This window comes from Shewanella sp. MEBiC00475 (assembly GCF_005234075.1).
GTDB classification, from domain to species: Bacteria; Pseudomonadota; Gammaproteobacteria; order Enterobacterales; family Shewanellaceae; genus Shewanella; species Shewanella polaris.
Genome location: NZ_CP039928.1, coordinates 2099611 through 2121946, shown reverse-complemented (window position 1 = coordinate 2121946; position 22336 = coordinate 2099611). Strand labels below are relative to the sequence as shown.

Annotated in this window: 14 protein-coding genes, 1 tRNA gene and 2 rRNA genes; 10 read left to right on the top strand and 7 right to left on the bottom strand. The window is 40.8% G+C overall.

Going from position 1 to position 22336, the window contains the following annotated elements:
• Positions 1 to 28 precede the first annotated feature (28 nt).
• The 4 genes from FCN25_RS09320 (at position 29) to FCN25_RS09305 (ending at position 6967) form a co-directional block, all read left to right on the top strand.
• Positions 29 to 2933: ribosomal RNA gene (locus FCN25_RS09320) — 23S ribosomal RNA — on the top strand.
• A gap of 147 nt (positions 2934 to 3080) precedes the next feature.
• Positions 3081 to 3196: ribosomal RNA gene (gene rrf, locus FCN25_RS09315) — 5S ribosomal RNA — on the top strand.
• Between the two features lie 105 nt (positions 3197 to 3301).
• Positions 3302 to 3378, top strand: a tRNA-Asp gene (locus tag FCN25_RS09310).
• A 1099-nt stretch (positions 3379 to 4477) separates the two neighbouring features.
• The gene (locus tag FCN25_RS09305) at positions 4478 to 6967 is read left to right on the top strand and encodes a GGDEF and EAL domain-containing protein (protein WP_137224040.1); all 2490 of its coding nucleotides are present in this window, start codon (positions 4478 to 4480) and stop codon (positions 6965 to 6967) included.
• On the opposite strand, the gene FCN25_RS09300 is transcribed toward FCN25_RS09305, so the two are convergent.
• Positions 6933 to 7907 carry an alpha/beta fold hydrolase gene (locus FCN25_RS09300; RefSeq protein ID WP_137224038.1) on the bottom strand — a complete coding sequence of 325 codons (975 nt, stop codon included), beginning with the start codon at positions 7905 to 7907 and terminating at the stop codon, positions 6933 to 6935. The genes FCN25_RS09305 and FCN25_RS09300 overlap by 35 nt on opposite strands.
• A 60-nt stretch (positions 7908 to 7967) precedes the next feature.
• Positions 7968 to 9776, bottom strand: a complete 1809-nt coding sequence (locus FCN25_RS09295; RefSeq protein ID WP_137224036.1) for a DUF885 family protein — start codon at positions 9774 to 9776, stop codon at positions 7968 to 7970.
• A 214-nt stretch (positions 9777 to 9990) separates the two neighbouring features.
• Here FCN25_RS09295 and add point away from each other — a divergent pair, with 214 nt between their 5' ends.
• Positions 9991 to 10992 carry an adenosine deaminase gene (gene add / locus FCN25_RS09290; protein ID WP_137224034.1) on the top strand — a complete coding sequence of 334 codons (1002 nt, stop codon included), beginning with the start codon at positions 9991 to 9993 and terminating at the stop codon, positions 10990 to 10992.
• Between the two features lie 70 nt (positions 10993 to 11062).
• Here add and hemN read toward each other — a convergent pair whose 3' ends face one another.
• The 3 genes from hemN to FCN25_RS09275 all read right to left on the bottom strand — a co-directional run bounded on the left by hemN (position 11063) and on the right by FCN25_RS09275 (position 15049).
• A complete protein-coding gene (hemN, locus tag FCN25_RS09285) occupies positions 11063 to 12439 on the bottom strand; it encodes an oxygen-independent coproporphyrinogen III oxidase (RefSeq protein WP_137224032.1) in 1377 nt (458 codons plus the stop codon).
• Between the two features lie 217 nt (positions 12440 to 12656).
• Positions 12657 to 13406, bottom strand: a complete 750-nt coding sequence (locus FCN25_RS09280; protein ID WP_137224030.1) for an NRDE family protein — start codon at positions 13404 to 13406, stop codon at positions 12657 to 12659.
• Positions 13407 to 13468: 62 nt separating this feature from the next.
• A complete protein-coding gene (locus FCN25_RS09275) occupies positions 13469 to 15049 on the bottom strand; it encodes a metal transporter (protein WP_137224028.1) in 1581 nt (526 codons plus the stop codon).
• A 316-nt stretch (positions 15050 to 15365) separates the two neighbouring features.
• Here FCN25_RS09275 and FCN25_RS09270 point away from each other — a divergent pair, with 316 nt between their 5' ends.
• The 3 genes from FCN25_RS09270 (at position 15366) to FCN25_RS09260 (ending at position 19134) form a co-directional block, all read left to right on the top strand.
• Positions 15366 to 15965, top strand: a complete 600-nt coding sequence (locus FCN25_RS09270; protein WP_137224026.1) for a YhgN family NAAT transporter — start codon at positions 15366 to 15368, stop codon at positions 15963 to 15965.
• 245 nt (positions 15966 to 16210) lie between these two features.
• A complete protein-coding gene (locus FCN25_RS09265; RefSeq protein WP_137224024.1) occupies positions 16211 to 16525 on the top strand; it encodes a hypothetical protein in 315 nt (104 codons plus the stop codon).
• Between the two features lie 2 nt (positions 16526 to 16527).
• Positions 16528 to 19134: an immune inhibitor A domain-containing protein gene (locus tag FCN25_RS09260; RefSeq protein WP_137224022.1), complete on the top strand. Its 2607-nt coding sequence runs from the start codon at positions 16528 to 16530 to the stop codon at positions 19132 to 19134.
• A 100-nt stretch (positions 19135 to 19234) separates the two neighbouring features.
• Here the strand turns inward: FCN25_RS09260 and FCN25_RS09255 are convergent, their stop codons facing one another.
• Entirely contained in the window at positions 19235 to 19810 is a 576-nt protein-coding gene (locus tag FCN25_RS09255) for a chorismate lyase (RefSeq protein WP_137224020.1), read from the bottom strand.
• Positions 19811 to 19937: 127 nt separating this feature from the next.
• On the opposite strand from FCN25_RS09255, the gene FCN25_RS09250 reads away from it, so the two are divergent.
• Positions 19938 to 20384 carry a flagellar basal body-associated protein FliL gene (locus FCN25_RS09250; protein WP_137224018.1) on the top strand — a complete coding sequence of 149 codons (447 nt, stop codon included), beginning with the start codon at positions 19938 to 19940 and terminating at the stop codon, positions 20382 to 20384.
• On the top strand, positions 20384 to 21439 hold the full coding sequence (gene rlmF / locus FCN25_RS09245) for a 23S rRNA (adenine(1618)-N(6))-methyltransferase RlmF (RefSeq protein WP_137224016.1): 1056 nt from the start codon (positions 20384 to 20386) through the stop codon (positions 21437 to 21439). The genes FCN25_RS09250 and rlmF overlap by 1 nt, the downstream gene beginning before the upstream one ends.
• Here rlmF and FCN25_RS09240 read toward each other — a convergent pair.
• On the bottom strand, positions 21436 to 22290 hold the full coding sequence (locus tag FCN25_RS09240; RefSeq protein WP_137224014.1) for a formate dehydrogenase accessory sulfurtransferase FdhD: 855 nt from the start codon (positions 22288 to 22290) through the stop codon (positions 21436 to 21438). The two genes, rlmF and FCN25_RS09240, sit on opposite strands and share 4 nt — an antisense overlap.
• Positions 22291 to 22336 lie beyond the last annotated feature (46 nt).

The following is a 22336-nucleotide window of genomic DNA, read 5'->3' as shown; positions in this document are numbered from 1 at the left end:
ACGCAAGTGAAACTCATTTGGGTTGTATGGTTAAGTGACTAAGCGTATACGGTGGATGCCTTGGCAGTCAGAGGCGATGAAGGACGTAATAACTTGCGAAAAGCGTTGGCGAGCTAGTAATAAGCATTTGAGCTAACGATATCCGAATGGGGAAACCCAGCAGCATAAGCTGTTATCACTACATGAATACATAGTGTAGTGAGGCAAACCCGGGGAACTGAAACATCTAAGTACCCGGAGGAAAAGAAATCAACCGAGATTCCCCTAGTAGCGGCGAGCGAACGGGGATTAGCCCTTAAGTCTATGGGGTGTTAGTGGAATGTGTTGGAAAGCACAGCGGCACAGGGTGATAGCCCCGTACATGAAAACTAACCATAGATGAAAACGAGTAAGGCGGGACACGTGACATCCTGTTTGAATATGGGGGGACCATCCTCCAAGGCTAAATACTCCTGACTGACCGATAGTGAACCAGTACCGTGAGGGAAAGGCGAAAAGAACCCCTGTGAGGGGAGTGAAATAGAACCTGAAACCGTGTACGTACAAGCAGTGGGAGCGGTTCTTGAGACCGTGACTGCGTACCTTTTGTATAATGGGTCAGCGACTTACGTTTTGTAGCGAGGTTAAGCGAATAGCGGAGCCGTAGGGAAACCGAGTGTTAACTGCGCGTTTAGTTGCAAGGCGTAGACCCGAAACCGAGTGATCTAGCCATGGGCAGGTTGAAGGTTGAGTAACATCAACTGGAGGACCGAACCGACTTATGTTGAAAAATGAGCGGATGACTTGTGGCTGGGGGTGAAAGGCCAATCAAACTCGGAGATATCTGGTTCTCCTCGAAAGCTATTTAGGTAGCGCCTCGAGCGAATACCATTGGGGGTAGAGCACTGTTAAGGCTAGGGGGTCATCCCGACTTACCAACCCTTTGCAAACTCCGAATACCAATGAGTACTACTCGGGAGACAGACAGCGGGTGCTAACGTCCGTTGTCAAAAGGGAAACAACCCAGACCGTCAGCTAAGGTCCCAAAGTGTATGTTAAGTGGGAAACGATGTGGGAAGGCTTAGACAGCTAGGATGTTGGCTTAGAAGCAGCCATCATTTAAAGAAAGCGTAATAGCTCACTAGTCGAGTCGGCCTGCGCGGAAGATTTAACGGGGCTAAACATACCACCGAAGCTACGGGTGCATGCCATTAGGTGTGCGCGGTAGAGGAGCGTTCTGTAAGCGGTTGAAGGTGAAGGGGTAACCCACACTGGACGTATCAGAAGTGCGAATGCTGACATGAGTAACGATAAAGGGAGTGAAAAACTCCCTCGCCGAAAGACCAAGGGTTCCTGTCCAACGTTAATCGGGGCAGGGTGAGTCGACCCCTAAGGTGAGGCCGAAAGGCGTAATCGATGGGAAACAGATTAATATTTCTGTACTTTTGCTAACTGCGATGGAGAGACGGAGAAGGCTAGGCTAGCGCGGCGTTGGTAGTCCGCGTTTAAGGTAGTAGGCTGTATTCTTAGGCAAATCCGGGAATACGTACTTAAATGTACAGGTTGAGAGCTGATGACGAGTCACTAAGGTGATGAAGTAGTTGATGCCATGCTTCCAGGAAAATCTTCTAAGCTTCAGGTTAGTAGAAATCGTACCCCAAACCGACACAGGTGGTCGGGTAGAGAATACCAAGGCGCTTGAGAGAACTCGGCTGAAGGAACTAGGCAAAATGGTACCGTAACTTCGGGAGAAGGTACGCTGCTGTCGGTGATGGGACTTGCTCCCTAAGCTGACGGCAGTCGCAGATACCAGGTGGCTGCAACTGTTTATCAAAAACACAGTACTGTGCAAAATCGCAAGATGACGTATACGGTATGACGCCTGCCCGGTGCCGGAAGGTTAATTGATTGGGTTATCTTCGGAGAAGCTCATGATCGAAGCCCCGGTAAACGGCGGCCGTAACTATAACGGTCCTAAGGTAGCGAAATTCCTTGTCGGGTAAGTTCCGACCTGCACGAATGGCGTAATGATGGCCACGCTGTCTCCAGCCGAGACTCAGTGAAGTTGAAATTGCGGTGAAGATGCCGTATACCCGCGGCTAGACGGAAAGACCCCGTGAACCTTTACTATAGCTTGGCACTGAACATTGAACCTACATGTGTAGGATAGGTGGGAGACTTTGAAACTTTGACGCTAGTCAGAGTGGAGTCAATCTTGAAATACCACCCTTGTAGTTTTGATGTTCTAACCGCGGCCCCTTATCGGGGTTCGGGACAGTGCCTGGTGGGTAGTTTGACTGGGGCGGTCTCCTCCCAAAGAGTAACGGAGGAGCACGAAGGTTGGCTAAGTACGGTCGGACATCGTACGGTTAGTGCAATGGCATAAGCCAGCTTAACTGCGAGACATACACGTCGAGCAGGTACGAAAGTAGGTCATAGTGATCCGGTGGTTCTGAATGGAAGGGCCATCGCTCAACGGATAAAAGGTACTCCGGGGATAACAGGCTGATACCGCCCAAGAGTTCATATCGACGGCGGTGTTTGGCACCTCGATGTCGGCTCATCACATCCTGGGGCTGAAGTCGGTCCCAAGGGTATGGCTGTTCGCCATTTAAAGTGGTACGCGAGCTGGGTTCAGAACGTCGTGAGACAGTTCGGTCCCTATCTGCCGTGGGCGTTGGATGATTGAAGGAAGCTGCTCCTAGTACGAGAGGACCGGAGTGGACGAACCGCTGGTGTTCGGGTTGTTATGCCAATAGCATTGCCCGGTAGCTACGTTCGGAATCGATAACCGCTGAAAGCATCTAAGCGGGAAGCGAGTCCTAAGATGAGTCATCCCTAGAGCTTTAAGCTCTCTAAAGGGCCGTAGGAGACTACTACGTTGATAGGCAAGGTGTGTAAGCGTTGTGAGGCGTTGAGCTAACTTGTACTAATGACCCGTGAGGCTTAACCATACAACCCAGATGGGTTTTACTGACCTTAGTGTTAGAATAGAGCGCTTAAGCAGTGCGAGACCTCAAGTAAGCTTTAATAAAGCATAATCAGCTTTCCGAATTATTATTTAATGCATTAAGAAAAATGCGTTAGATAAGCAAAATTTGTCTGGAAACCATAGAGCTGTGGCACCACCTGATCCCATTCCGAACTCAGAAGTGAAACACAGTATCGCCGATGGTAGTGTGGGGTCTCCCCATGTGAGAGTAGGTCATTTCCAGGCGCCTAATAACTCGAAAGAGTAGCTTCAATATGAAGCGAGTCTCCTAGCCATGACACGTTAGCGACTTAAAAAGTATTTAGCATCGTGCGTAAGCAATTTGCTAAAGGAGCGGTAGTTCAGTTGGTTAGAATACCGGCCTGTCACGCCGGGGGTCGCGGGTTCGAGTCCCGTCCGCTCCGCCAATTACATCGAAGCCTCGTCATTAGACGAGGCTTTTTTGTATCTGAAATAAACAAGATAACAGCTTAGCTTATTAATTTTCCGTTATACAAGTTCCATTCATTATGTGCTCAATCAATCAGAATCACTCAGGTTTCAGTTTGAGGTGCATTGTTAAAAGAATGGTTATTCCACAATGCAACAACGAAATGGTACATAAAGTGGCCCATCTCGTATGTTGGACAGATGTAGGTTAGCATCCACCAGTCAAATCGAAGCCTTGCTATTAGATAGACGAGATTATTTGTTTCACATCATGGAACAAATCAGTTGGATAGAACGTCAGTTATTTCCATCATAGCGATTTAAATTTATGACTAAATTATCGTGGTCTGCCTTGTACATCAAGGTTTTATATTTATCTGATATGCGCCGTTCACTGAAAGTTTCTGCAATCATGCGAGGGTGTTTGGTTATCAAAATTTGAATTAGTTAATAATACCAATTACCTTTGTTACCTAATACACATAAAAATGGTAACAAATGACGCCACAAATCAGTTATAAATAATCATTCCAGTCATACTATTTACACTATCAATGTCTGTTAATTATTAAGTACAATTGTGGGGGGGCTATCATTAGAAATCGCTTTGATAGATCAACAAAATATAATTATTGACCATTACTCCATTACTTCATTACTCTCAATAAATAAGTAATACTTAAGAGGAAGTGTTTTAGTCAATCGATGAATTGCAGCATTTTAAAAATTGCCAAATATGGTTAATTGTCTGATTATGTTTAAGAGAAATCATCTACAATTATCTTTTATGCGTATGGGATAAGTGAAATTGGACAATTATTAGTGCTATTTATATCACGTAAATATAGCGATCAACGCTTGAATCAGCCATATAGTATATGTAAATAAAATTACACTCCTAAGCTAAACAAGGTAAAGTAGTCTTATCACATTTTGAAATGCTTAGATTATTTTATCGCTATTCATAAATACTACATTTTGATGTTCTTTATGCTATTAGCTTTCATAACTATTCCTTTACTTATTGATAAGATTACAGTTAGCATATCTTTGTATATTTAATTTGGTGGGTTTATTTTGCCTCGTTTGCCAACACTCTCTTTGTCTATTCTCGTACCTGTATCTATCTTTATCCTTTACCTTGGTTTGGTATGTGGGGAGTATGTCTATGAGCATGCAGAAATCAATGAACAACTTGCATCCAGACAGTCAGAACAAATCCAGAAAGACTTGTTCAGAATGCGTCATGTAGTTGAATCATCGATGTTAACTCAAGATTATGAACGACTTGAACAGGAAGTGGCTTTAGTTTCAACAGACCAAAATATGATGGTGTACGTCATACTTGATGCCGAAAGTAAAATTCGCTTCGCGAATCATATTATTTGGCGCGAAAGTAATGCGACGAATGTGTTGGAAGGCTATTCTGCCAGTTTGCATAGAAGTGTCATTACCAGTAATAAACTCTATCTAAAAGTAAACTTCGACCGTTTATCCATCCAAGTTTATTATCCACTAAATTCAAACTCAAATTCAAATTATAGTTACTCTAACTCAGTTGAGCTTATTTATTTAGAGTATGACATTGCAAATACCTTAGCTGAAGCCGTTGACAGTCTCTTAAAGCGTTTCATGGAAGTATGGGGGATTGGTGCTTTATTATTGTCGCTATTTTGTGTCATGTTGCATTACTTGCTTATTAGGCCAATAACACAATTAAGCTTAGCTGCAAAAAATATAGACTCACCAGATTTTAATACCGATATTATATGCTCTTCCACCGAATTGATTAACCTACGTGATTATCTTAATCAGGTAAACGGGCGTTTATGTCGAAGCAAAAAACGTCTAAATGATGCTGAACAACGGTGGCTTTTTGCTGTTGAAGGTGCTCGTAATGGTATTTGGGATTGGTGTATTGCTACTGGAGATGTGTTTGTTTCTGACCGCTGGAAAGACATATTAGGCTATAAACCCTATGAGCTCGATAATGATTATTCTGTGTGGGAATCACGTTTACATCGTGATGATAAGGCGCAAGTTTTAAATACTTTACAAAATTACATTAATAATCAACATGAATATTATGAAAGCGTTCACCGTTTGCGGCATAAAGATGGGCGTTATATTTGGATCTTAGATCGTGGCAAAATAGTTGAGTGGGATGAGTCTGGTCAACCATTACGGATTATTGGGACAATAACAGACGTTTCTGGCGATGTTAAAAATCAACATATAACAAATGAAAAACAAAATAATAACGGGCTTACAGATTTAATTAACCGCGAAGTCCTTGCTGATGAGCTATATGACTTACAAGTATTTAGCCGTAAGACAGGCCAGTTTTCAGCACTGTTAATGATTAATTTAGATAACTTGAAGTTAATTAATGATGCCTTGGGTCGTCAATTAGGTGATCGGCTGCTAATGCAAATCGCTGCCAGACTTTCTGGGACATTCTCGAGTGCCGGTCTTGTCGCTAGGTTGGGTGCTGATGAATTTGTAATCTTAGCAAAGAACTTTGGTCATGATATTGATCAAGCCAATAAACGAGCGTTAGCATTGGCGAGTGAAGTGAGGCAATTAATTGGTCGTAGTTTTACTATTTCAGATCAACACTTGTCAATATCAGCGAGAATTGGCCTAGTGATTTTTGATGGCATAGAGTCATTAGAACCTCAAATATTGTTAGCTCGTGTTGATAGTGCTTTAGAGCAGGCTAAAGATAGCCGATCTAATGGTTGCGCCACTTACCAAGCCGAATTAGATAAGGATCAAATTCAACCATTTAAGTTACAAAATGAGTTAAAACTAGCTATTGATAACCGCCAGATGTCATTGATGTATCAACCCGTTGTTGATCAGGCTGGACAACTAAACAGCGTAGAAGTATTAATGCGTTGGTATCATCCGCAACATGGGTATATTAGTCCTCGCAAGTTTATTGCAGCCGCGGAACTGTCTGACTGTATTTTTGAATTAGAACTTTGGGCACTGGATCAGGTTTGTGATTTGATTAAACAACTTCAGCAACAAAATGAAATAGTCCCACTGATGTCATTAAATGTATCTTCGCGCCATTTTCACCAAGAACATTATGCAAATGTAATTATTAATCGAATTAATAAAGCACAAATATCACCTAAATTATTTCAATTTGAATTAGCTGAAGATGTATTTGTTGTGAACGCTAAGGTAGCAAGAAGCAAAATTGCTGAATTACAACGATATGGGGTCAATATCGCGATGGATAATTTTGGTGGTGGGTCTTGTGCCGTACATCTATTACAAGGTGTTGGCTTTTCGCAGGTGAAGTTAGCCGCTGTCTATCTGGAAGATATTGAGTTTAATCCGGAAATCTTTAATATTGCGACGGCCGTTGTTGAGTTTGCTACTAACTTAAATTTTCCTGTCGTCGCGAAACAAGTTGAAAATAAACAACAGCTCAATTTACTGACTCATGCTAAGTGTACTTGGTTCCAAGGTTATATTATTAGCCGACCATTAAATCAAGACGATATTATACAATTAATTAAAACGCAGTTATCGTTGAGTGTTGTGCGATAAAATCAATGGTGTAAGACAGTGCTAGATTACGCATCGTATCACTTTCGATAAACACTTCGTGAGATGCTCCTTCAATGACCACTTTATGGCAATTGATACTCAATGCTTGGTTTTGTGCCTCATTAGAAACGATACTGTCTTTTTCAGCTTGTAAGATGAGTATCGGCGTTTCACTGTATTTAGCATAGTTGATACTTTTCTCAGCAGCAGACATTGCTTCAAGTAACCAATGATTGGTCGGAGATCCTAATTGCACCGCAGGTGTTCTGTCGAATAAGTCTCGATAATGTAGGTAACGCTGTTGACTGTGAGTGAGCCGATTGCTCCTAAAGCTATCTGGTTTATATTGCGTTCCACCTAACACAAACCTGCTGTGAATTTTACCTGCTTCAAGACGATTATGATCTAATTTTTGAGCTAACCAACGTATCACTGATTGTGCGATAGGCAGTTTTATACCAAACATTGGGGCAGAAAAAACCGCAGCAGTAAATGTGTGAGGGTATTGATTAAGATAATCACTGGCGATGGCACAGCCCATAGAGTGGGCAATTAGACATAACTCATCATGTTGCTGTTGAAATACTATTTGATTAATAAATTGAGTAAAATCTGCAGTGTAATCAGTAAACTTATCAATATAACCCTGATGTGGGTTATGCGTTAGCCTGTCGGATAAGCCCTGACCTCGGTGATCTAAAGCGTAAACACTAAATCCTTGTTGGTATAAATCAAACATCAATTCTTGATACTTGATATAGGATTCTACCCTGCCATTACTAATCACTATGGCGCGTTGATTATTTGGATGTTGGATCATCGCATAGGCAATATTGATACCGTCATAGGCACAAAAACTCGATTGCTGTACTTGTTGCCAAAAACATTGCTGTTCAATAGTATCAAGCTTTAATTCTGATGAAAATTTCATGAAATGCATTCTTGTATGCCAAATAGTTAAAATCTTAAAATTATTTATGCTTAAGTATGAATCGAACTACTATACGTTACTCTCGTCTTTTATCATTTTTTGCTGAAGAATAATAAACTCATCAACCATTTGCTCTAGTACTGACATCGGAATTGATCCATTTTCTAAAATAGCATCATGGAATTGTCTTATATCGAAATCTTTTCCAAGCGACGTTTCTGCTTTAGCGCGTAAGCGTTTTATGGTTAATTCACCAATTTTGTATGATAGCGCTTGGCCTGGCCATGAAATATAACGGTCTATTTCAGTTGTGACGTTGTGCATTGAAAGTGCCGTATTATTGGCCATAAAGTCGATTGCTTGTTGGCGACTCCAACCTTTAGCATGCATTCCAGTGTCGACGACTAAGCGTGCCGCACGCCACATTTCATAAGTTAATCGACCAAAGTTACTATATGGGTCTTTATAAAATCCAGCTTCCAAACCTAAATATTCAGAATATAAACCCCAACCTTCACCAAATGCAGATATATAACTGTAACGTCGAAAATTGGGTAAGTTTGTAAGTTCTTTATTAAGTGATATTTGTAAATGATGCCCAGGAACGGCTTCATGCAAGGTCAGTGCTTCAAGTTCGTAGAGCGGTCGTTTGTCCAAAGCATAGGTATTAACCCAATAATAGCCGGGTTCATCGTCGCGGTTTGAACCTGAATAGCGTCCAGTAGTATATTTAGGTGCTATTTCTGCTGGAACAGGCGCAATGCCATAAGGTGTTCGTGGTAATTTTCCGAAATACTTAGGCAAGATTGCATCGGCTTTTTTTGCAATAAATGCTGCTTCTTTTAGTAATTCATCGGCTGTTTTGGGATAGAACTGCGGGTCAGTGCGTAAAAAACTTAAAAAATCGGCAAAACTACCTTTAAAATTAACTTCTTTAATAACTTGTTCCATCTCAGTTTTTATACGAGCAACTTCTTGTAAACCTAGTTGATGGACTTCTTCAGCTGTCATTGGCAGTGTGGTGTAATATTCCACTCTGTTTTGATAAAACTCAGAGCCATTGGGTAAAGATGATGCTGCAATCTGGATACGTGCGTTTGGGATGTATTCTTGAGTCATGAAATCATAAAACTGTAGATACAGAGGTAATACGGTTTGCTCTATTGTAGATCGACCTTGTTGGGTTAATGCTTTTTTTTCTGCTGCAGTAAAATAATCTGGATAGTGGGTAAATGGAGTAAAGTAGCCGCTGTCTTCTATCGGGACAATAAAAGCACTAATACTGTCTTCAAAACCTCTTAAAGTGATTTTTGCTGGCGTTATCCCATTGGCTAAACCTTGTTTGAGCCAATAAGTTTGTTGGGAAAAATAACGTGGTAATTGCTCTAGCTTAGCTAAATATTGTTGATAATCTTCAACACTATTAAAACGGCCTTTGGCAATAGAAGCTATGTAGGCATGAAAACCACTTTCTGCCGTTATAGGTAAATAGTGATCATGAAAACGATACATATCAACTTTATTTTGCAGCTGATCTTGCAGTATTTTGGCATTGATGACATCGGATTTTGACAAGTACTTTCGGTCAAGCCGTTTGAGCTTATTAAGGATAGCAAGAGTCTGTTTATTTTTTTGCGCTAAAGTTTCAACTGATAAATCATCAAGTTTCCCTGCCGCTGAGGTATCGCCTAAACTGGCCGCTAGCTCTGGTGAGTAAGCTAAATTGACAGCCCAGCTTTGGTCTATAATAGCTTGTAAATTACTGTCTATTTGCGTTTGTTGACGTGTGATTGGCCTATCAATCTGAGTTGTACTTATATGACTATTACAAGCAGGTAAACTTAACATTATCAGTGTAGGTAGGATCAGCAAGCGCATCGATAGTCCTTTATAACTTTATCTGTTTTGTCAGCATTAGAGTATGCCCGATTTAAGTACAAAAAACACATCACAAATTAGCATGTGTTTTTAGTGTGTTAGATCCCATAAAAATATAGGTCATCAAAATTTATTTAAATACATGTTAAACTGACATTTATTCTCTGACCAACAAAACCATACAAATGGCAGGGTAAGTTTATAGGGGTTAATTATGATAGATCCAACTATTCCGCTGGTTGATTTACATCGGCATTTAGACGGTAATGTTAATGTAAAAACTATTTGGGAATTAGGCCATCAACATGGCATTAAATTACCTGCTAATTCTTTAGAAGAGCTTGCGCCATTTGTGCAGATCCAAGGTAAAGAAAATAGCCTAGTGGATTTTTTAAAGAAACTGGATTGGATGGTTGCTGTATTAGCCGATCTTGACGCAGTGAAGCGTGTAGCTTATGAAAATGTTATCGATGCTGCAGCACAAGGATTAGATTACGCTGAATTACGCTTTAGTCCTTATTATATGGCGATGAATCATAATTTACCCATTGAAGGTGTTGTTGAAGCTGTTATTGACGGTGTCCGTGCTGGAGTGAAAGAGTATGATATTAAGATTAATCTTATTGGTATTATGTCGCGATCATTTGGGCAAGAAAAATGTCGTTTAGAACTTGAAGGTATTTTGGCTCATCGTGATTGTATCGTCGCGATGGACTTAGCTGGTGATGAACTTGGGTTTCCTGGCGATTTGTTTTCCGAACATTTTAAACGTGTTCGAGATGCTGGGCTACAAGTCACCGCTCATGCCGGTGAAGCTGCTGGTGCCGAAAGCATGTGGCAAGCCATCAACGTATTAGGTGCAACGCGAATAGGTCATGGTGTTAATGCTATTCATGATCCTAAGTTAATGGAATACCTTGCTCAACATCGAATTGGTATTGAGTCATGCCCAACCAGTAATTTACACACCTCAACAGTTAAAGATTATACAGTGCATCCTCTGCGTAAATTTATGGATGCTGGTGTATTAATTGGCTTAAATACTGATGATCCAGGTGTGAGTGCGATTGATATCGCCCATGAATATAGAGTAGTGAAAAACGAAATGGGTTTTAGCGATGTTCAATTGGCAACATTACAACGTAATGGTGTTGAAATGGCCTTTATGTCAGACAGTGACCGTAAGAGCCTATATGCTAAAAAGCTCAGTAAATAGCATGTCTTAGTTAAAAAGATAGCCAGCAAATGCTGGCTATTTTTTTATGTAGTGCTCAATAACTAGTGGACTAGATCACTCTTGAAAACTGTTGCTGACGGGCTTTTTGACGATAATAGACATCAAAGCACATACAGATATTACGAATTAGTAGACGACCGGTCGTGCTAACGGTTAGCTTGCGATCGGTGATATCAACTAATTTATCATTAATGAATGTCTGTAACAGTTTGAGATCTTCAACAAAATATTCATCAAAGTTAATCGCAAACTTCTGCTCTATTTTGTTCATGTCTAAATCAAAATGGCAGATAATCTGTTTAATTACCGCACGACGAATTTCATCATCTTGATTTAAGCTACAACCTTTCCATAGTGCATGTCCATCGGCATCAATAGACTCATAGTAAGGACGAATATCTTTTTGATTTTGAGCATAACAATCGCCAATTTGGCTGATTGAAGATACCCCTAACCCCAGTAAATCACACTCTTCTTGAGTCGTATAACCTTGGAAATTTCGGTGTAGTTTACCGGCATTTTGTAACTTGGCTAATTCGTCATTAGGTTTAGCAAAGTGGTCCATACCAATAAATTGATAGCCCGCACCTGTTAACGATTCAATCGTTTGGCGCAGCATATCTAATTTCTGTTGTGGAGCAGGCATATCATGTTCTTTAATTTTACGCTGTGCAGCAAAACGTGATGGTAAATGTGCATAGTTAAATACAGACAAGCGATCTGGCGACAGTTCAATAATGCGCGCAATCGTTTTAGCGAAGGTTTCTGGCGTCTGTAGTGGTAAACCGTAAATTAAATCAACGTTAGTCGACACGAAACCTAGCTCTTTTGCTCGAGCAATTAAGTCGAAAATAAACTGTTCGTCTTGTTCTCGATTAACGGCAATTTGTACTTCTTTATTGAAGTCTTGAACACCTATAGATACTCGGTTAAACCCAGCTTCTTTTAAGGTGTCCAACATACTTAACTCGATTTCTCGAGGGTCAACTTCAATTGAGTATTCACCCACCTCGGCAAAATTAAAATGCTCTTTAATCAGAGTGGTTAATTTAAGAATTTGTTCTGGACTTAAAAAAGTGGGTGTTCCTCCGCCCCAATGCATTTGGGTTACGGTGTAATTTTTGAATAATGGGGCTCGTTTAATAATTTCAGTGGCCAGATACTCAATATATTGATCAGCTTTATGTGAGTGGCGAGTAATTATTTTATTACAGCCACAGTAGTAGCAAAGCTTGGCGCAAAAAGGGATATGTACATATAACGATAGTTTATCGGATTTACTATTTTTAATTGATGTCAGTAAATCTTGTTCAGTAAAAGCATCGTCAAATTCTAATGCAGTCGGGTAAGAAGTATAACGGGGACCGCTGTAATTGTATTTTTCGATCATCGACTGATCCCAACTAATCTGAGTGGGCTGCTTCAAGGCGTGTCCTCCAGGGGGTAAATTAGCAACAACCGAATTATGCTATGTTCATAACCAAATAACCTTGATCTAGGTTGTAAAAATGAATGTTGCCTACAGGAATAAATACACTTTAGCTGTGTCTTATATGAGATATTACTGGGAATGAGGTGTAAGTCACAGTTTGCTATATGTTGTATGAAAGTCTTCAGTAAGTCACACTGTCAAAGCGAATGAATTAATTAATCGTAAATTGTTGCATACCTAAATTACGTGCCTTGCCATCGTATCTCACTTCAGTAAATTGCACCTTACCACTTCGATGCTTCAATACTATGCTGGTTGAGCGGGTGCCGTATTCTTCATGTTGAATAAAAATAGAGGATAGACGTCGTTCCCATTCAAGGCTAATGCCTGTTTGGGGTAAATCTTGATCTTTTGGCTGAGAGGTATCACGCATGATATCAAGTAGTCGGTCTATGCAAGGTGATTGCATTTGTTTGATATAGTTTTGCAGCTGTTGCTGGCCTTTAGCCATTTTAGGCCATATATCATCTAAGGCGCCATTGCTTACGGCATGAAAACCAGGCTTAAGCTGGGTAGTCGTTGATGTTTTACTGTTAAAGCAAAACAATTGATTGTGTTGTTCAAAGACCAAATTAAATGGATTGTAATTTACCGAGTGTTCAATTAACCATTGGCTATTGGTCTGGTGTTTAGTGAGTGCATCGACGACTAATTCGCCACGACTGCGCACACCCTCTTGCTGTTCAGTTACCCGGATGTTAGTTAGTCCTGCAAACTGGCCTTGTTCATTCATGCCTAACCAAGTGCCGCCTGCTTGTTTGTCTTGTCCGGCATAAATAGGCGGAGTTGTTGTCCAACGATAAGCTGGGGCTGTTGCTCTATGGTGAAATTCATCGCGGTTAGCACAAACGATTAAGGGGTAATCTGGGTGTGCCTCAACGGCAATAAATAAAATACACATTGTTCTTTCCCCTTCAATATAGCGACTTAACCAACCAGCATCACAAATCAATAGCTCACCAATTAGTGATGATGTTTATGTGCAGAATCGTGGTGATGTGAAGTCTTTGTCTCTGAATCTTGGGTGTGATCATGAGTATGCTGCGTTGATTTTAAGTTGACCATTAAACGGCTTAAAAACTTCCTAGGTCCAAGACGCAATAAACTGGCTCCAAATAATAAGGTTATCGCCACTAAGCCAACGATATTGACCGATTCGGGCAGTTGCAATGTCAATGATGAGACCAGTGTTAATTGATCTGCCACCATTAAGCCTACGAATAAAATACCGCCTAACATGAGCCCTTGTTTCCAATTCATTAATTTCAATTGGCCAATATTAAGTACTGGAGCGGCTAATAAGGTAAAGGCCACAGCTATCTGACTCCAACCACTATAAGCCAAAGCAAGGGCTAAAATTACAGTGCCTAGATTACAAAAACGCATTGGCAAAAATACTAATAATAAGATAAATACCTGTAATGCCGGATTTTCTAATGGAACGGATGGATGACCTATAAGGTTTGCTAATACTAAGCTAAGAATAATCCACGGCGCACTACGGTCGATTAATTGGTTAAAGCCAAAACGCCATGGTGATTCAGATACCGTTGGTTGGGGATCAGTCAGATTGACTTGAGTCAATGTCATTAATAACCCTATGGCTAATAAGCCGATTATTTGATAAAGCGCAAACCAAGGCCCTAGCAGTAATAAGGTGATTAACAATGCTTCTGGACCCGCTAAACGTTGTAGCCAACGCAGTCCCAAGGAAGCATTAGCAGGTCTAAGCCCGAATGCAAACCTAGCGGTAGCAATAAAATAGCTACCTAATAAGATGGGGGAAATGGTTAATAACCAGCTGACGAATTGTTCAGAACCATGTTCTGGATGAGCATGTTCGTGACCGCCAGTTTCCATTAATAATAGCAGTGCCAATAATCCTAAGCCTAATAGGCTGCCAATCCCTGCTTGGTATTGATATTTACCTTGCTTATCTTCTTGGGGATGAACATGAGGCTGATGTAGTACTACATGCAAAATAGAACCCGTTACGAAGGCTTGTAAATAAACGGTGTTTTCAAGGCTTAACTGAGCCAGTAAATGTTCGCCAGCAAAGTAACCTATGCTCGTTAATATCATCATTGCAGCGAGTACAGCACTGGTCCATCGGGTACCAATTTGAGGTTTGAGTAACCACCAAATAGCAACACCAACTGGTAAACGATGCATAATCACACCTAAGGCAAGGAGTGTAGAATTACCATCTTGTTGAGCCAATACCATTGCTCCACCATCTGTAATAGTGTGCAGTAACAGACCGCCAGTGCCTAATATGAGCGTAATGTTGTGGGTGATATCTGAATATTGATGAAATAGCTTTTCGCTGGCTGTTGGACCCCAAACGCCAAGCATGACAAACAATAGCGTTATAAATCCGCCATGTTCCAGTAGTTCTGGCAAAATATGAATGAGCACCAATCCGCCAAGAGAGACGAAAATAAATCCATCCAAGCCTTTTTGCAACCCGCTACCTGATGAAAAGAAGCGGTAAAAAGTTGGCCCAAACAGTAATGCAATACAGCTAGAGATTAGATAGAGCATATTATCCAGAAAATAAATCGGAAAAAACAACGTAGTATAACAATTTTTATTCAACATTGTAGCGTGAGAACATCTCAAGCTGCATAATTTACATAGCATTAGGTGGTAAATATAACGTAGACATTGAAACGGGGTTCAGATTTTTGAGATTATCGACGAGGCAATTGTTTTATCGATCCTTAATGAAGCGAACTTGTTCATAATTATTTAGTATTGTGCTTCTATAGCTATGAATAAGTTAGCCTTCATATCGCTTATTTTGTTACCTTTGGTATACAATGTAACTCATATTTTGTTAATTAAAAGATTGTTGTTCATGGATATTTTTTCTGTAGCCGTCATGTTGTTCTTGATTATGGACCCATTGGGTAATCTCCCTATATTTGCTTCCATTTTACGCCATATCGATCCCAAAAAGCGTCGCCAAGTATTAATCCGTGAACTCCTATTTGCATTGGTTATTATGTTGTCCTTCTTATTTGCCGGCGAAGCAATTCTTAATTTCCTAAACTTACGCTCTGAGTCGGTCAGTATTGCGGGTGGCATTATTCTGTTCTTAATTGCGATTAAGATGATTTTTCCTTCACCAGGTGGTGTCGCGGGATTAGCTGCGGGTGAAGAGCCTTTTATTGTCCCAATGGCAATCCCATTGATGGCGGGTCCGTCTATTTTAGCTGCGTTGATATTATTGGCGCATACCGATAGTGATCGTATGGGGGATTGGACTATCGCATTAGTCTCTGCTTGGGCTATGAGTGCTGTTATTTTAATGTTCTATAAGTTGTTTACTCGGATACTCGGTGAAAAAGGCTTAATAGCGGTAGAGCGGTTAATGGGCATGGTATTGGTGATGATAGCGGTGCAAATGTTACTTGATGGCATTTCAAATTATCTTAAAACAGCTGCTGCGATCTAAACCAATTCTATTAAACAAGGATTATACGAAGTGACTTCAACCTTGAATATTAACTGATTGAACATGTGATTTGTCCTAATGTAGGTTAAAAACCGGTTCAGCAGAGTCGGTTTTTCAAGCTAGCTTAATAAATGTTTAATTAAATGTTAATTGAGCAGATTTATTTACATTAAATAATGTCTAATTTAATTGTAGCCTAGTGGTTACAGCTGTTAATGTTGTGTAGTTATTTATTGGGATGAATTATGAAAAATCTTATCGTCATGTTGGGACTTGCTTTTATGAGCTTACAAGGTTGCCAAAATCAGTCCGCGGCATCGAAGGTCGACGAGCAAACAGACACCGAAGTGGTAACCAAGCCGTTACTTAAAGATTGTGGTCCTAGTGGGATGCCGCCTTTACGAGATCGGACTAAATTAACTGAAAATTTGCGGGCGCAAGGGCTAATCACCGCGGATATGGATCAAGCACAAATTGATAAAATTGTTGCTGATTACATCGCTAAACGCCAAAAAGCATTTGAAAAATGCCATAAGCCAACACCCAATATAGGTAAGTAGTAATGAGTAAATCGACTAAATTTCAAGGTTTTGCCGCATCAGCTTTGTTGCTTACCTCTTGTAGTATGGCTGCATTTGCAGCTCCACAAACGGGCACTCCTGCTGATGGCGCGCTGATCAATCAAGAACAAGTGCTATATTGGTTGATCAAACGTGGTGAAGTTGCTGCAGACGCCACAGATGTGGTTAAACAAGCCGCTGTAGATGCCTTTATCCGTCGAGGTAATCATGCAAGCTATAAACCCGCAACGATCGAAGTCAAAGCGGAACAAATGCGCATTAAACAAGTTGAGCAAAAAAGCACTGCAAGTGCTCAATATGTTTCTGCAAATAATAACGTTCTAGCCGATCAAGATATCACTAAAACGGTCAAGGTTTTGGCTGTACTAGTGGACTTTCCTGATTTACCTCATGATGCCAACCAACTAGAGGTGCGTGATACTGAAATGTATTACAGCAGCTATCCTGCGTCGCATTATCAGCAGATGCTATTTTCAGAAACTGGGTATACAGGCCCAAGCAATCAAACCTTACAATCAGCTTATCAATATTACCAAGCTGTATCGGGTAGTAGTTTCTTTTTCACTGGTGATGTACAAGATTGGGTTACTGCAGACAAAAATGCAGATTATTATGGTGCTAATGATGCTGACGACAATGACCAAGCAGTACCTGAACTAGTTAAAGAAGCGGTTACCAAAGCGGTTGCAAGTATGACAGACGCTGAGCTAGAAAGCTTTGATGTTGAAGACCCGTACGATTTAGACAATGATGGTAATTACGATGAGGCAGACGGCATTATTGACCATGTTATGTTGTTTCATTCTAGTATAGGGGAAGAAGTTGGTGGCGGAGTATTAGGTACGGACGCCATTTGGTCGCATCGTTACTATGTAGATTCAACTACCAATGGCTATGAAATTCCTGGCCACGGTATTAAAATATTTGGTTATACCGTTCAACCTATCGATTCTGCGGTTGGCGTATGTACTCACGAGTTCGGTCATGATTTGGGTCTACCAGATGAATATGACACCACTTACAGTGGTGATGGTTCACCTGTAGGCTCTTGGTCTTTGATGTCAGGCGGTAGCTGGAGTGGCAGTCCAGCAGGCTCCCAGCCAAGTGGCTTTAGCCCTTATGCAAAATCTTTTTTACAACAAAAGTACAAAGGTAAGTGGGTCAATGAGCAAAATGTTTCATTGGCTGATTTAACCAGTAACGGTACGGCTGTAGCGCTTAATCATGCCATTAACGCTAATGCCGTTAATCAGTTATCAATAGCGCTTCCCGCCGCGGATATTACATTTACAGCACCATTAACGGGTCAATATCAGTATTACTCAGGTCAAGGCGATTTGATCAATAATGCCATGTCATTTGATGTGACATTGCCATTAGATACGCCGTTAGCATTATCTTTCCAAGCTCACTGGGATATTGAAGACGATTATGACTATATCCAAGTCATGGTGGACAGTGTGGCGATACCTGGCGATCACACAATTACAACCAACTCTATTTATCCAACCGTTAAAAACTTTATTAGCGGTAAGTCGAGTGATATTCGTACCTCATATGGTGATGATGATTGGGTTGGGATGAGCTTCGATTTGAGTAGTTATGCGGGACGTGATGTGCAGATCAGTGTGGTATACAAAACTGATGAAGCCGTTGGTGATTACGGCATGGCGATCGATAATATTCAATTAACCAACCAAGACACTGTATTTTATAGCGATGGAGCCGAAACTGACGGAATGGCTACCTTGGCTGGTTTTAGCCGCATTCAAGATAGCTTTCCTGGTAAAGCAAGACGCTATATTGTGCAATTACGCAGTCATCAAGGTGTAGATGCGGGGCTGGTTTCTGATAATTACGAACCTGGAGTATTACTGTGGTTAGAAAACCTTAATTATACCGATAACAATGTGTCAGAACATGAAGGTGAAGGTTTGATTGGTGTAATTGATGCTGACCAAAATTTGATTGGTACTCAGTCAACCGATATTCAAATTCGCGATGCTGCATTTAGTTTATACCCTCAAAGTGCTTATTTCGGTGACAGTTATTTGGGGGCGGAGTCTCTATTTGATGATAGTACTGACTACAGTGCGCCATTAAAACCACAGGCAGGTATGATATTGCCTGAACTAGGTTTTACCATGCAGGTGACGGAGCAAGCCAGCAACAGTAGTACCGCGACGGTTGAATTTGCCTTGGCTGACAGTAGCATATTACCAACCGTGACTCTTGATGCTGACATTACGGCTCAAGTTACTGGTGCTGATGTGAACTTTAGTGTGGTTGTCAGTGGTGGCAGTAATTACACTTACGCATGGTCGTTTGGGGAAGCTAATGCAACCAGTACAGATGCTGCACCAAGCTATACATATTCCGCATCAGGTGACTATAACGTCAGTGTATTAGTCACCGATGGTGCGGGTAATACGGTGACAGCGACAGAAAGCGTAAGTGTAGTTATTGCGACAACACCAACGTCTACTGAAACCTCAACTGAAACTAATGACGATAGTAGCGGAGGAAGTATAGGCTGGTTAAGTGTGCTGATGCTTGGTTTACTCGGCTATTACCGCAAACGGATTTAATACCACGGATGTAATAACAAAACGCCCATTAAAGGGCGTTTTTTTTGTTTTAGGTAAACAAGATTTTATTAACGAGATTGGATTAACTTAATACATTAGATTAGGCACTTTTATTAATATACTCGACAGCTGCAGGTAGAAATATTTCACTAACAATAAGCTGTGAGTTGTATACATTGAAGTAGCGTCTCCGGCCCCATAAGCTATGATTCACTTGCTGATTTAAGCTGTTGGCTAATGCCGCCAAACGGCCACAGGTTTCAAATTGGGCTACTTCAATGTTACCAGGAGTTATATCTGGGCTGCTAAATAACAATTCACCCAAAGGTCGAGTGCCAAGGCCGGTAAAATCGTTATGCTGGGATTGAACTCCTAAAATTGTTTGTGGGATGAGTGTACGGGCAAATACCCACGGAATACCGTCAAGGCACAATAATACTTCGCGGATCCAAACAGGATCAGTCTGGGTAGGAAATTCATCCGCTAGAGGCGCAAGTAAATGCTCACCTAACACTTTTACTTCAAAGTGTTTACAGTGTGTCTTGAGGCGCTGGGTTAAACTTCCTGTGGCTAATAACCATTCTTTAAGCGGACTATGGGGCAAAGAATCGATTTTTTGTGGCGAAAACCAATGAATTGATTCACCATAAGGAAAGCTAATACTGGTCACGTTCATCTAAAACTCGTTACAATATATCTCAACGGCAATAGTCTATCATGGCAAAGATGATCAAACACTCCTAAGGGGGTGAACTACATGGCTTATTTAATTAACGTTCCACATTAACGGAGTTTATCTCACTATGAAAAAATTGGTTTCAACGTTAGTTATGTTGTGCTGTTTCGCATTTAGTGTTTATGCAGCAGATGAGAAAGTTGAAGAGAAGCAAGTTTCAGATGAAAAAGTTGCAGAAAAACAAGTGACCGAGGATTACGCATACTATGGGTTTGAGCCAGACATTGTCACTAATTATATTTCAAACCGCAAAAAGTTAGGTTTTGTTAAGATCAGTATTGAATTGATGGTAAAAAATCCCGATGATTTGGTTATCTTAGAACATCATGATCCTTTATTACGTTCGGCGATAGTTGAAATATTAGGTAATCAATCTGAGGATAAAGTGAAATCGTTATCTGGGCGAGAAGAAATTCGCCGTGAATGTTATAAAACGCTTAATCTTCTTATGGAAAAAGAAGTAGGACGTTCGGTTGTGGTTAACTTATTATTTACTAAGTATTTATACGATTAATGACCCGTTCAACCACCACGCCAGTGCGAGCAAAGCATAACGTCACTAAGCGCTTGCCAAATAAATCGGCAGCTGTAAAACCTGTGCTATCAAAAGCATTACATCCACGTAATGCTCATCAACAAGGGTATGACTTTGCTGCCCTCATCAGAGCAATGCCAGTACTCGCGACTTTTGTACGGCCAAACCCTTATGGTAATCCATCGATTGATTTTGCTGATCCTAAAGCAGTAAAAAGCCTCAATACGGCATTATTGTTGAGTGAGTATCATATTAGTGATTGGGATATTCCTGAGGGGTACCTATGCCCACCAGTGCCCGGGCGAGTAGACTATATACATTACATTGCTGATTTGTTGGCTGTTAAAGGCAAAGTGATTAAAGGGACAAGAATTCGTGGATTAGATATTGGTACTGGTGCCAATGGTATTTATCCGTTGTTGGGTATCCAAACCTACGGTTGGCAGTTTGTTGCGTCAGATATTGACTCTATATCGATAAATAATGTAGCCAAAATTGCGCAGAACAATCCTAATATTGCGACTAAATTGCAGCTAAGACTACAGTATCAACCAGAACATATTTTTAAGGGGATCATTGCGCCAGATGAACGATTTGATGTCACTTTGTGTAATCCACCATTTCATCGCTCACTCGCTGAAGCATCTATGGGCTCATTGCGAAAAACCAATAACTTAGCTAAAAGTCAGCAACAAAAACATGGTCAACAATCGAAAAAGTTGATAGCAGGTAATACTCAACCGACACTTAATTTTGGTGGTCAAAAAGCGGAGTTATGGTGTGAAGGTGGCGAGCAACAATTTTTGGCTAACATGATCACGCAAAGCCATGAGTATGCAAACCAAGTGTTATGGTTCACCTCATTAATATCAAAGTCAGAAAACCTCAAACCTTGTTATCAATTACTTAAACAGGTGAACGCAGTTGAGGTGAAAACCATTGAGATGACTCAAGGAAATAAAGTGACCCGCATTTTAGCTTGGAGTTTTTTAACCCCAACATTGCGTCAAAAGTGGGCCACATTGCGGAGTTAATCTTTTTTTACATCAAAAGTGACGGTTTCACTACCGTGGTATATCAAAAAATGTCGACCTTTAGCACGAGCGATTATCGTTATTCCCATTTTCTGAGCTAAGTCCAAACCCATTTGGGTTACACCACTGCGCGACAGCAGTACGGGTATTCCCATCTTGGCGACTTTAATGACCATTTCTGATGTAAGTCTACCCGTGGTGTAGAAAATCTTATCATGTCCCGATTGTTGATCTAACCACATATCACCTGCTAAGGTATCTACTGCATTGTGACGGCCTACATCTTCAACAAAAGCTAAAATGTTTTCGTCTTGGCATATGCCGCAACCATGGACAGCTCCTGCATTTTTGTAGGTTTCGTTGTAATCGCTTATGTTACTGAGCAAGGCATAGATGGTTGATTGCTTAAGTGATGGTGTTGGTAAATCAATATCATCTAATCCGAGTAAAAAACCTCCGTAAACCGTACCCTGACCACAACCGGATGTGACAGTTTTTTCAGATAGTTGTTGTTCAATATCCTCTGATACCTCTTTGGTAATTACCGCAGCGGAGCTGACATCCCAATCTACAATAACGGACTCTAATAGGCTTAAATCACTAATAAACCCTTGGTTTTTTAAATAACCAAGAGTCAGTGACTCTGGTTTTGCACCTAATGTCATTAACGTCACGATAGGGCGCCAATTTAAATACAAGGTTAAGGGACGTTCACAAGCAACGAATTTATCAACTACCTGACCTTGCTCGTTTATGGCTTTGACAGGAATGGTAAGTGGTACCTGAGTATTGGTTTTAACAAACTTTATCGCGTTGTGCTGCTTGGCGGTTGCAGAAACAGATTGAGTCATAAACAGCTTAGCCTCTAATAGGTATTTATTGATGGTAATAATAGGT